The 11130-nt window shown below is 66.2% G+C and carries 11 protein-coding genes; 7 read left to right on the top strand and 4 right to left on the bottom strand.

The features are described 5' to 3' along the window. Positions 1-2: 2 nt before the first annotated feature. The gene (locus tag J3R73_RS18275) at positions 3-785 is read right to left on the bottom strand and encodes a LamB/YcsF family protein (RefSeq protein ID WP_307429894.1); all 783 of its coding nucleotides are present in this window, start codon (positions 783-785) and stop codon (positions 3-5) included. Positions 786-880: 95 nt separating this feature from the next. Here J3R73_RS18275 and pxpB point away from each other — a divergent pair, with 95 nt between their 5' ends. From pxpB to ku (J3R73_RS18260), 3 genes are all read left to right on the top strand, one after another. Then, positions 881-1633, top strand: coding sequence for a 5-oxoprolinase subunit PxpB (gene pxpB / locus J3R73_RS18270; protein ID WP_307429891.1), 753 nt, complete (start codon positions 881-883; stop codon positions 1631-1633). Further along, a complete protein-coding gene (locus tag J3R73_RS18265; protein ID WP_307429889.1) occupies positions 1626-2678 on the top strand; it encodes a 5-oxoprolinase subunit C family protein in 1053 nt (350 codons plus the stop codon). Before pxpB ends, J3R73_RS18265 begins: the two co-directional genes overlap by 8 nt. A 199-nt stretch (positions 2679-2877) precedes the next feature. After that, on the top strand, positions 2878-3723 hold the full coding sequence (ku, locus tag J3R73_RS18260; RefSeq protein WP_307429886.1) for a non-homologous end joining protein Ku: 846 nt from the start codon (positions 2878-2880) through the stop codon (positions 3721-3723). Positions 3724-3771: 48 nt separating this feature from the next. On the opposite strand, the gene ku (J3R73_RS18255) is transcribed toward ku (J3R73_RS18260), so the two are convergent. Next, positions 3772-4581 carry a non-homologous end joining protein Ku gene (ku, locus tag J3R73_RS18255; RefSeq protein WP_307429885.1) on the bottom strand — a complete coding sequence of 270 codons (810 nt, stop codon included), beginning with the start codon at positions 4579-4581 and terminating at the stop codon, positions 3772-3774. A gap of 260 nt (positions 4582-4841) precedes the next feature. On the opposite strand from ku (J3R73_RS18255), the gene J3R73_RS18250 reads away from it, so the two are divergent. From J3R73_RS18250 to J3R73_RS18240, 3 genes are all read left to right on the top strand, one after another. Further along, entirely contained in the window at positions 4842-4973 is a 132-nt protein-coding gene (locus J3R73_RS18250; RefSeq protein ID WP_307429883.1) for a hypothetical protein, read from the top strand. A 443-nt stretch (positions 4974-5416) separates the two neighbouring features. Beyond that, on the top strand, positions 5417-6886 hold the full coding sequence (locus tag J3R73_RS18245) for a hypothetical protein (protein WP_307429880.1): 1470 nt from the start codon (positions 5417-5419) through the stop codon (positions 6884-6886). Positions 6887-7236: 350 nt separating this feature from the next. Beyond that, the gene (locus J3R73_RS18240) at positions 7237-8754 is read left to right on the top strand and encodes a hypothetical protein (protein ID WP_307429877.1); all 1518 of its coding nucleotides are present in this window, start codon (positions 7237-7239) and stop codon (positions 8752-8754) included. Positions 8755-8851: 97 nt separating this feature from the next. Here J3R73_RS18240 and J3R73_RS18235 read toward each other — a convergent pair whose 3' ends face one another. After that, a complete protein-coding gene (locus J3R73_RS18235; protein WP_307429873.1) occupies positions 8852-9283 on the bottom strand; it encodes a hypothetical protein in 432 nt (143 codons plus the stop codon). A gap of 470 nt (positions 9284-9753) precedes the next feature. Here J3R73_RS18235 and ssb point away from each other — a divergent pair, with 470 nt between their 5' ends. Continuing rightward, a complete protein-coding gene (gene ssb, locus J3R73_RS18230; protein ID WP_307429871.1) occupies positions 9754-10251 on the top strand; it encodes a single-stranded DNA-binding protein in 498 nt (165 codons plus the stop codon). A gap of 73 nt (positions 10252-10324) precedes the next feature. Here ssb and J3R73_RS18225 read toward each other — a convergent pair whose 3' ends face one another. Beyond that, positions 10325-10957: a MarC family protein gene (locus J3R73_RS18225; RefSeq protein WP_307429868.1), complete on the bottom strand. Its 633-nt coding sequence runs from the start codon at positions 10955-10957 to the stop codon at positions 10325-10327. Between the last annotated feature and the right edge of the window lie 173 nt (positions 10958-11130).

Below are 11130 nucleotides of genomic sequence, written 5' to 3'. Positions count from 1 at the left end.
GCTCAGACGGCCGTCTCGATCACTTGGGCCATCGGCGCGATGGCGATGCCGGCTTCCTCGAGGCGCCGGCGCACCAGCGCTGCCACCGCCGGTGCACCCGGCGTGTCGCCGTGCACGCACACGCTGTCGATCCTCGCCTGACGCCGTTCGCCCGAGACGGTGATGATCGACTGGCTCTTCACCATCTCGATCACCCGGCTCGCCGCGTGTTCGGGATCGTGGATGACGGCCCCCGGCAGCTTGCGCGAGACGAGGTTGCCGTTCTCCGCATAGGCGCGATCGGCATAGATCTCGCGCGCCATCCGCAGGCCGAGGCGCTCGCCCGCCTTTTCCGTCTCGGCGCCCGGCATCACCACCAGGATGAGGTCGGGGTCGGCGGCCTTGACGGCGCGGGCATAGGCCATAGCGAGGTCGGGATCCTCCGCCGCCATGTTGCCGAGCGATCCGTGCGACTTGACATGGGCGAGCCGGCTCCCGGCGGCACGGGCGAGCGCCTGGAGCGCGCCGATCTGGTAGATGATCTGCCGCTCGATATCGGCCGGGCTCTCGCCGCGGATCTGGCGGCGCCCGAAGCCGTAGAGGTCCATGAAGCCGGGATGGGCTCCGGCGGCGACGCCGTTCTCGGCGGCGAGCCGCAGCGTGGCGTCCATGACGTTGGGATCGCCCGCATGGAAGCCGCAGGCGATGTTGGCGGAACTGACGATGCGCAGCAATTCGGCGTCGGCGCCGATGGTGTAGGCACCGAAGCTCTCGCCCATGTCGCAATTGATATCGATCGTCGTCATCGTCGAGGCCTTCCTGATTGCGTTGCCTGCTATTGGACCAAGGCCCTGCGCGAGACAATATCCGGCCATCGCCGGCCGCGGAGTTCCGGAACGCCATGACGTCGCATCACCCGGCCACGCTCGTGCCGCGCTTCCTCAACGCCGGCGACGGCGGATTGACGGTCGAGTTCGGCAGCGAGATCAGCGAAACCGTCAACATCGCGGTCATCGCGCTCGGCGACCGGCTTGCCGCGCGCAATCCACCGGGCCTGCTCGAGATCATCCCGACCTATCGCTCGCTTCTCCTCCTGTTCGACCCCGTCGTCCTGCCGCGCAAGACCCTGATGGCCGAAGTCGAGCAGCTCTGGTCGCAGCCCCACGCCCCCGCCGGCCGCCACACGCGCTGGCACGTGCCGGTACTCTATGGCGGGGAAGCCGGCATCGACCTCGGTGTCGTCGCCGGACTGCACGGCATGACGCAGGACGAGGTCGTCGCTTTGCATGCCGGCGCGGACTATCGCGTCTACATGATCGGGTTTGCCCCCGGCTTCGCCTATCTCGGCGGATTGCCGGCAGCGATCCATACCAGCCGGCGCACCGATCCGCGCATGAAGATACCCTCGCGCAGCATTTCGATCGGCGGCCAGCAGACCGCCGTCGGCCCGCCGCTCGAAATTCCCAGCGGCTGGCAGCTCATCGGGCGCACGCCCGCGCATTCCTACGATCCGACGCGCACGCAGCGTCCCTTCCTGTTTCAGCCCGGCGACACCATCCGCTTCGAGCCGATATCCGAATCGCTGTACGGGCAGCTGCGCGCTGCCGCCTTGGCCGGCGAACTCGTGGCGCGCCCGGAGGACGTCGATGGCTGAGCATCTTCTCGTCACCGATGGCGGCCTGTTCTCCACCGTCCAGGATCTCGGCCGCTTCGGCTACCAGCGCTTCGGCATTTCCGCTTCGGGCGCCATGGATGCGCCGGCCATGGGCATCGCCAACACGCTCGTCGGCAACCCGGCCGGGACCGCCGTCATCGAGACCACGCTCAAGGGGCCTGCCCTCACCGTCGAGGCGCAGGCATGCCGCCTCGCCCTCGCCGGCGCGGAGGCGCCGATCACGGTCAATGGCGAAGCGGTATCCGCCTATCGCGCCTTCGACGTGAAGCGGGGAGACCGCATCGTCTTCGGCATGGCGCCGTCCGGCATGCGCAGCTATCTGGCGATTGCGGGCGGGCTGGCGCTGGAGCCGGTGCTCGGCAGCCGCTCCACCCATTCGCGCTCGGGCGTCGGCGGGCTCGACGGACGCCAGCTCGCCGCCGGCGACCGCCTGGACCTTTCGATGCCGGCGCCGTCCGGCCCCGGTCTCGAACTGGCGCCGGACGACCGCCCGAAACCGGACGGCGCGATCCGCGTCCTTCTCGGGCCGCAGGACGATGCCTTCACCCCGGCGGGCCTCGAGGCCTTCCTGACGACGCCTTATGTCGTCTCCAGCCGCACCGACCGCATGGGATGCCAGCTGGAGGGCGCGGTGATCGAGCACAAAGCCGGCTTCAACATCGTCTCGGACGGCATCATGAACGGCAGCATCCAGGTGCCGGGCCACGGCAGGCCGATCATTCTCCTCGCCGACCGCCAGACGACCGGCGGCTATCCGAAGATCGCGACGGTGATCGGGCCGGACCTGTGGAAGCTCGCCCAGGCGAGGCCGGGATCTTCGCTCCGCTTCGCCGCCGTCACGGCGGACGAGGCGGAGATCGCGGCGGCGGCGCATCGCCGGCAGCTGGCGGACAGGCTCGGGCGCATCGCGCCGGTCCGCGACGAGACGCATCGGCTCACCTCCGAACGGCTGCTCGGCCTGAACCTGATCAGCGGCGTCTATGGCGGGGAGGAGGACATCCCCCTGCAATCGCCGCAGACGTGAAACCTCGGGGGCGGTGCCCGCATTGTCTGTGGCGGCGCACAACGTTTGTGGAAAATCGAGGCCAGCTGTTGTCTGGGCAGTGCCGCGGAACAAAGCTCCGCTTCCAGGGTTCGATACCCGCCGGCGCCGGATCGAAGCCGCATGACAAAATCCGGACGCGAGCGCAGACGTTTGCGAGGCAACCCGTTGGAGACGCATCTTGGCGCCGAGAGCCAATTGGAAGGGGTTTTTGAAGGTCGGTGAAGTCATTTGCCAGGTGTCGCTCCATACCGCCGCCTCGACGTCGGAGCGCATCGCCTTCCACACGATCAATCGAGCCACCGGCCATCGGGTCGAGCGCCAGTTCGTCGATGGCGAGACCGGCGAGCCGGTGGAAAGGGACGAGCAGGTCAAGGGCTACGAGACCGGCCCGGGAGATTATATCGTCCTGGAGCCGGAGGAAGTGGCCGCGGCGGTTCCCCACAGCGACAAGACCCTGTCGGTCGAGGCCTTCGTCGCCTGTCGCGAGATCGACGACGTCTATTTCGACAAGCCCTATTATCTGGCGCCGGCCGACCGCGGCGCCGCGGACGCCTTCAGGCTGATCCGCGACGGCATGCGGGCGAAGAAGGTGGCGGCGCTGGCGCAGACGGTCTTGTTCCGGCGGGTCCGCACCCTCCTCATCCGGCCCTATGGCGAGGGGATGATGGCGACGACCCTGAACTTCGACTACGAGATCCGGTCCGCGGCGGAGGCGTTCGCCGACATCGCGGATATCGCGATCAAGGATGAGATGCTCGAACTCGCCGAGCACATCATCCGCACGAAGAAAGGAAAATTCGATCCCTCGACATTCGACGACCGCTACGAGGCGGCCTTGGCCGATCTGGTCAAGGCGAAGCTGGAAGGGCGCAAGATCGAGGTCCGCAAGGAACCCGTGCGAGAGAAGACGGTGGACCTGATGGCGGCTCTGCGCGAGAGCGCCGGCATGAAGACGGCGGCGGCCCGCAAGACGACATCGCCCGGCAAGGCCAAGGCCCGTTCGCCGCGGCGCAAGGCGGGTTGAGGTACGGCGGCTCGAGGCCGCCCGGGAGCGGGACGGCGGAGCCGCCACTCAGCGCCGCTTGGCCACTTTCGACTCGGCCGAGAGGCTCCGCCGCAAGGCGTCCATGATGTTGATGACGTTGGTCGGTGCGTCCGGTTGCGCCGCCTTGGCTCTGGCCGGCCGCTTCCGGCCCTTCTTCTTGGCCGCGATGATCTCGAGCAGCCGGTCCTGCACGGGATCGCTGACCATCGTCGGCTCCCAGCGCCGTGTTCGCTCGTCGATCAGCGACTTCACCAGCGTCGTCAGTTTGGGTTCTGCCTTCTGGCTGCCGATGGTGGCGAAATAATCCCTCGGATTGCGCACCTCGTCGCCGTAACGCAGGGTCCACAGCACGATACCCTCGTCCCGCGGTTCCAGCATGACCGCCCGTTCGCGCCGATAGAGCACCAGGCGCGACATGCCGACCATTTCGGTTGAACGCATGGCGTCGCGGATGACGGCGAAGGCTTCCTCCCCGACCGGGTCGTCCGGCGTGAGGTAATGCGGCGTATCGTACCAGATCCAGCCTATGCTGTCGGCGGGCACGAACATGTCGATGTCGATGGTGCGCGTGCTCTCCAGGGCGACGGCGTCGAGCTCCTCATCTTCGAGCAGCACATACTCGTCTTCCCCGCGCGGGTAGCCCTTTACCTGGTCATGCTCGTCCACCGGCTTCTTGCTGACGGCGTCGATATAATGGCTGACGATCCGGTTTCCGGTCCGCCGATTGAGCGTGTGGAAACGCACTTTCTCGCTTTCGGAGGTCGCAGGCGTCATCGCCACCGGGCAGGTGACGAGGGATAGCTTGAGATATCCCTTCCAGAACGGGCGTGCGGCCATCGGAATCTCCGGGAACAGTCCGGCGGGAACGCGCATCCCGCCGGGAAGTTCCAGGGAAGTTCCAAGACGATGGCCACCGGAAAACCACGCCGTCGCCATCAGCGCGCCAAGCCGCTCGGGCAGACCAGAGCCAGCGGACACGCGCCCCGGTTGATTCGGGAAGGCTCCGCGGATCCCGGCCCTCGACGACAGGTCGACCGTGCCGGTTTATCGCGTGTCCCGGGCCCATCCGTCACGCCACAGCGAGGACCGACCCGCTTATGAGAAACAACCAGAACGCCATCGTCGGCTATGTCGCCTGGACCATGTTCGCCCTGACGATCCTCTCGATCATAGGGCTGCTCGCCGGCCTGCATCTTCCGGTGATCGTCAACGCGAAGGCCGGCGGCTAGCCTTCAGCTCTTCGTTCGGCGGATCCGTGCGGTCTTCCCGGCTTCGCCATGTCGCAAGGCACCATGCCGCGGCGGCTGCCGGCCAGCATTCCCGACGATTTGTGGCCCGGTTGTCGGAACTCGCCGGGGGTGAGCGCGTTTGGGACCTGCGACGCTCTGCCCCTCTGCATATCCTGGCCCGGATTTCATCCGGGCTTTTTCTTTGCCGCCACGGTCGCACCGGCTTGACGGTGGACCGGCCCTGGGGAGCATCGTGGCCTGTGCGTTCGAGCACCTCCTTTTGGCGCCGAACCGGGCCATGTGCCAGGCGCGTCGGAAGCACGCCGATGTCGAGCATCCCAAGGTTCGCTGGCTGAGGCGTGCGCGCCGTTTCGTTTTGAGATAACAATGTGCCGCGCGAAACCGGGCCCATCAATGAAGGAAATGCCATGCTGGAATATCGCATGAAACGCCGCGACTACGCCTCTCTGGCCGCCTTCAAGGGCGCATTGCTCGCCGCGACCCTGTTCGCCGCTCCCGCGTTTGCTCAGACGGCGACGCCCGAGGGAGCCAAGCAGTTGCAGGATGCGCTGTCGAAGACGTTCGGGCCGGCCATGTTCGACAAGGGTGTCGTCAGCATTACGCCGCAAGGTGCCGCCTATGCCGTGAAGGTCGACTTCAATGCCTTGCGCGGCGAGGCCGACAAGGCCGGCGTCACCATCAACATCGGTCCGCTCGTTTATATGGCGACGCCGAACGCCGACGGCACCTATGGGGTGACGTCCGATTCCCCGATCGACTATTCCATGTCCAGGAAGGGAGACAAGCCGATCGATGCGAGCTTCAAGCTGGACGGCTGCAAGTCGACCGGCGTGTTCGATCCGAAGATTTCGGCCTTTTCGAGCTATGACGTGTCCTGCCCCGGTGCGTCCCTCATCGTGCATTCTCCGGAACAGGATATCGAGGCCAGCTACGGCGCGATCACGACCAAGCTGACCGGCCGGTCCGCGGGCCCGGACGGCACGACGATCAGTGTGGACGGCGTGCTGAACGACTTCGTCGAGACGGTCGTGCTCAAGGACTCGGAGACGCCCCTCACCATAACGATCAAGGCCAAGTCCGGCGTCCAGTCGGCGGCGATCGACAATCTGCGGGTCGCGCCGGCCCTCGATCTCGTTTCGCTCGCGGCCAATGCCGGCGGACGGAAGAACCTCATCGCCCAGCAGGACGCCATCAAGCAGAAGCTGCTCGCCGCCCTGCCGCTATGGGACAATATGAGCGGCAGGCTCACGCTGAGCGACGTCAGCGTCGGCACGCCGATGGGCGAGTTCAAGCTCGGCAGCCTGGAGGAGACGCTCGGCGTCACCGGCGTCGTCAAGGATGCGACCTACGGCATCGGCCTCAAATATGCCGGCCTCGAACTGCCGGAGGGACCCGTCCCGGCATGGGCGACGCCGCTGGTGCCGACCCAGGGCAATATCGACGTCAAGTTCTCGGGCGTCGATCTCGACGGCCTCGCCCGCCTCGCCATCCAGAACTTCGATGCCACCAAGAAGCCGCCGATCCCCGACAGCCTGAAGGGGCAATTCCTTGCCATCGCCCTCAGCGGCCAGCCGCATGTCACGCTGTCGCCCAGCACGTTCACGGCTTCCTCCGGTGCGGTGAGCGCCGAGGGCACCATGTCGGTGTTCCCGTCGCAGACCGGCAAGGTGACGATCTCCGCCACCAATCTCGATCAGATCATCGCGTCGATCAACAAGGCGGACGTTCCCAACAAGGACCAGGCCATGATGGGCATCGCCCTGCTCAAGGGCCTGGCCCGTTCCAGCCCGGACGGCAAGGCCATCTGGGACGTCGACTTCGACGCGGCGACCCAGGCGGTGAGCGTGAACGGCCAGGTCCTCAGTGCCGGCAAGGGTGGCGACGACCAATAGGCTTCACCATCCGTCATGCAAGCAAAGGGAGGGAGGCGGTCATCCGCCTCCCTTTTTAATGGGCCGATGCCATAGGCAGATCGGGGCGATCCCATGCCCGCTGCATCCCGCAAGCGCGGCGCGGACGCGGGACGACGGGCGGAAGCAACCTCTTCGGGGGAAAAGGCGGACGCATAGCAACGCGCGCGTGCAGCATGGCGTCCTTGCCATCGTCCTGTTTTTATGGATGGGCGAGCCCCTTGTCGGCGGCGGTCGCGTCTGGTCTTCTATTGCCGGGTCTTCGCTTTCTCGAATCTTGGCGGGCGTGGGGGAAACATTTCGTCAACGGATTTCATCGCAGGAGAATATCGATGTCTGCTTCCATGCTCGCTTCGATCCGGCTTCGCCGGCGCAGCGGGAGGCCGGCTGCTTGTGTCGCTTCGCTCGCGCGGGCGAGGGTCCTCGGTGCGCTCGTCGGCATCGGCTTCGCGGCATCGCCGGCCTGGGCGGAGCCGGCGACGCCGCAGGGCGCCCGGGACCTGACGGATGCGCTGGCCCGTTTCATCGGCCGGGCCCCTTTCGACAAGGGGCTGATCACCATCACGCCGCAGGGGGAGAGCTACGGGCTCGACGCCGACTTCGACAGCGGCAAGCTGGGTTTTCCCGCCGACGGTCCCGTCATCCGCTTCGGTCCCTTCCATCTCCAGCTGACACCTCAGGATGACGGCACCTACGCAATGACCTCGGCTCCGGCGCCTCTGTTCTTTTCCTTCGCGAGCGCCGGGAAGGCTCCGGCCGTCCGTCTCGAGGAACGGCTGGAGGGATGCACGGCAACCGGCACGTTCGACCCGAAGCTCGCTCTCTTCTCCCGTTCGACGTCAGGCTGCGATCGGCAGACGCTGACCCTGCGCACGCCGGTCGAGGATATCGACGCCACGTTCGGAAGGATCGCCGTCCAGACAAGCGCCGCCCCGGCCGCCGACAGTGTGGACGCCCATATGACGGCCGATCTGGCCGATCTCGTCGAGACCGTGACCGTGAAGAACCCACTTCGGCCGACGCCCGCGACGGTCATACGGGCCGGTGCCGCGCATCAGGACTTCACGGTAAAGGGTCTCGCCGCCGGCAAGATCCTGGAAATCATCGCTCTCCTGGCCGGCAAGGACATGGCTGGCGGGATCGCCGCCCTACAGGAGGGCATGAAGTCGAAGGCGCTCGCCGCGCTGCCGCTCTGGCGGGAGATCTCGGGGGATATGGTCCTCAACGATTTCAGCATGGGAACGCCTGCGGGTATCGTGCGTGCGGCGGCCGTCGACGAGAAGATCCGCAGCACTGGCCTCGTTCCGCAGGCGCGCTACAGCTTCGGTATCGCGGTCTCGGGGCTCTCCCTGCCGGACGACCTCGTTCCCGACTGGGCCAAGTCTTTCGTGCCGACGCAGGGGCGGCTGGATTTCGAGATTGCGGGCTTCGATCTCGAGGCCATGGCCCGCCGGGTCATCCGGGACTTCGACGCCACCAAATACCCGCCTCTGCCGGGCGACTTGCACGCGGCGCTCGCCGGCCTGTTCGCGCAAGGCCATCCGCGCCTCCATTTCGAGCAGGAACTCAAGGCATCCGGCTTGGATGTCACAGGGCGGGGCGACACGTCCATCGTTCCCGCCCAGCAGGGCACGGCGACCATTTCGGCCAGTGGGCTGGACGGGTTGATCGCGGCGATCAACGGTTCATCCCTGCCCAACAGGCAGCGCGCCCTGCTCAGCCTCGCCTTCATCAAAGGCCTGGCGAAGGCGGGCCCGGACGGGCGTGCCGTGTGGGATGTCGAATTCGACAGCCTGGCAAGGAGGATCACGGTGAACGGGCAGACCTTCGGGCCCGGCAAACCGAGGTGAGCCAAGACGGCGGCGGCTCGAACGGGCAAAAGAAAAACCCTGCCGACGGCATCGTCGCGCAGGGCTTTTGTCCATGAAGGCTTTTGGAGCCGGGCGTTTAGTCGCCGTCGTGCTTGTCCGCGTCTGCCGAAGCGGCATGCGCGTCGGTGGCGCGCTGGTTATGCAGCGGGCGGATCGTCTGGAAGGAGGAGCGCTCCTGCACGGCCGGCCGTGCGGTCAGGCTGACGACGTCGCGGCGGACGCTGGCGATCAGCTCGCGGATGGTGCCGCTGTCGCCGTCCGGGCGATATTCCTCGCCGAGAACGTCGAGCTTGGCGCAGAGTTCGACGGCGTTCTTCGAGGGAGCGCGCGAAATCGAGAGCGCGATCGAGCGCAACTCGTTCACGAGCTCGTCGCGCAGGCCCTTCTGGTCATCCGCGTCGATGATCGGGGAGGCGAGCATGCCACGCAGCGCCGCACGCCGCAGGCCCAAGGCGGCCACAGTGTTGGCGCTGTCGGTGGAGTCGCGCTGTTGTCCAAGTCCTGCCATGATGCTGCCCTCGCATAGAGTTCACTGTGAGCGATCAGCCTCCCTGCACGGCCAATGTGGCGAAAGAGCGATGGGAGGATCCGTCGCGGAATCCATCCCGCGTTTATCCTGCAACATCAGCAATGATGGCAAGGGTTTTCATCGAAAATATCACGTGTCTCCACAGTATTGCCGCAGACCGCACGGGCCCCGCGCAGAGGGGGTGACCGAAAAATCTGATCTGCGCAGGGCGAGGCGGACGGAATGCTTCGCCGGCTCGAATCGAAGCTTGCATCGCGCGAACAAATGTGGAACAAAAGCGTGCTCGCGGCATACGGCCATTTGGTTGGGGATAGGCAAGGCATAAATGCGCTCCCTGGCGTATTCCGCGCCGAGGACATGTTAAAGCAGAAGCGATGACGCGCTTTGACGGCGCGTGGAGGCGTGCGGCCGGATTCTGTGCCGGCGCCGTGAAGCGAAGGAGGATGCCGATGTCGGGATCGGTGAACAAGGTTATTCTTATCGGCAATCTCGGCCGTGATCCGGAGGTACGGCGTCTCAATTCCGGCGAGCCGGTGGTCAATCTCAGGGTGGCGACGACCGAGAGCTGGCGCGACAAGGCGACCGGCGAGCGCAAGGAGAAGACCGAATGGCACAGCGTCGTCATCTTCAACGAAGGGCTGGCGCGCATTGCCGAGCAGTATCTGCGCAAGGGCTCCAAGGTCTATATCGAAGGCCAGCTCCAGACACGCAAATACAATGACCAGCAGGGCGTCGAAAAATATTCGACCGAGATCGTGCTGCAGCGCTATCGCGGCGAGATGACGCTGCTCGATTCTCGCGGCGGCGGCGCCCCGGCTGCCGAGGGCGGCCGCGACTATGCCGGCGCCGATTTCGGAGCAGCCAGCCCGATGGAACGCCGTCCGGCACCGGCGGCGGCAGGCAGCAAGTTCTCCAGCTCCGACATGGACGACGACATTCCGTTCTGAGAGGTCCGGAGGCGGGCAGGGGGCGGAAGAAGCGTCCCCGCCCGCCCCGTCGGGTCCGGCGCCGCACAGGCGCTCATCCGGCCAGGACGGCGCGCGCTCCATCCAGGATGAACTGCACCGCCAGGGCCGACAGCACGATGCCGAGCAGGCGCGTCAGCACCACATTGCCGGTGATGCCGAGCAGCCTGTTGATGACCGATGCCAGGCGGAACGAGACATAGCAGCCCACCATGACGAGGGCGATCACCACGAACAGCATGCCGAAATCGACGATCCGGCCATGGGCCTGTTCCGCCAGCAGCATGGTGGCGGTGATCGCGCCCGGCCCGGCGATCAGCGGGATCGCCAGGGGAAAGGCCGCGACGTTCGAAATGAAATCCTTGGTGATCGCGGTCTCCGCGGTTTCGCTCTTGCGCGTATTGGAGCGGTCGAACACCATCTCATAGGCGATCACGAACAGCAGCAGGCCGCCGGCGATGCGCAGGGCCGGTGTCGAAATGCCGAGCAGTCGCAGGAAGGGCTCTCCGGCAAGGGCGAAGAAGGCGAGCACGCCCCCGCCGATCACGCTCGCCCGCCATGCGACGGCATGGCGCTGGTCCTTCGTCATGCCGCGCGTCAGGCCCAGGAAGATGGGACCGAGGCCCGGGGGATCGACCACCACCAGCAGGGTCACGATGGCGGCGGTGAGATAATCGGTGATCGACATGCCTTTTCCGCGTCCGCCGCTTCTTGTTGCGCCACGTCTTGCGCCGCACCCGCGCCTCACCAAGATTGACGCTGCGACGCAGCCTGAATAAGGCTGTGCGTCAACAGGCTGCCGGCAAAGGCCAAACCGCCGGGAACGGCCGGTCGTCCTCCGCAGCTAGCAGGAATCGTCGA

It is taken from the genome of Labrys monachus (genome assembly GCF_030814655.1).
In the GTDB taxonomy this organism is placed as follows: Bacteria; Pseudomonadota; Alphaproteobacteria; order Rhizobiales; family Labraceae; genus Labrys; species Labrys monacha.
Note: the sequence above shows the minus strand (reverse complement) of the source record. Positions and strands in the feature narration are given on the sequence as shown.

Coding starts and splice junctions, on each gene's coding strand:
- J3R73_RS18275 (WP_307429894.1), bottom strand. CDS start 785: ATGACGACGATCGATATCAATTGCGACATGGGCGAGAGCTTCGGTGCC.
- pxpB (WP_307429891.1), top strand. CDS start 881: ATGACGTCGCATCACCCGGCCACGCTCGTGCCGCGCTTCCTCAACGCC.
- J3R73_RS18265 (WP_307429889.1), top strand. CDS start 1,626: ATGGCTGAGCATCTTCTCGTCACCGATGGCGGCCTGTTCTCCACCGTC.
- ku (WP_307429885.1), bottom strand. CDS start 4,581: ATGGCCGCACGCCCGTTCTGGAAGGGATATCTCAAGCTATCCCTCGTC.
- J3R73_RS18250 (WP_307429883.1), top strand. CDS start 4,842: ATGAGAAACAACCAGAACGCCATCGTCGGCTATGTCGCCTGGACCATG.
- J3R73_RS18245 (WP_307429880.1), top strand. CDS start 5,417: ATGAAACGCCGCGACTACGCCTCTCTGGCCGCCTTCAAGGGCGCATTG.
- J3R73_RS18240 (WP_307429877.1), top strand. CDS start 7,237: ATGTCTGCTTCCATGCTCGCTTCGATCCGGCTTCGCCGGCGCAGCGGG.
- J3R73_RS18235 (WP_307429873.1), bottom strand. CDS start 9,283: ATGGCAGGACTTGGACAACAGCGCGACTCCACCGACAGCGCCAACACT.
- ssb (WP_307429871.1), top strand. CDS start 9,754: ATGTCGGGATCGGTGAACAAGGTTATTCTTATCGGCAATCTCGGCCGT.
- J3R73_RS18225 (WP_307429868.1), bottom strand. CDS start 10,957: ATGTCGATCACCGATTATCTCACCGCCGCCATCGTGACCCTGCTGGTG.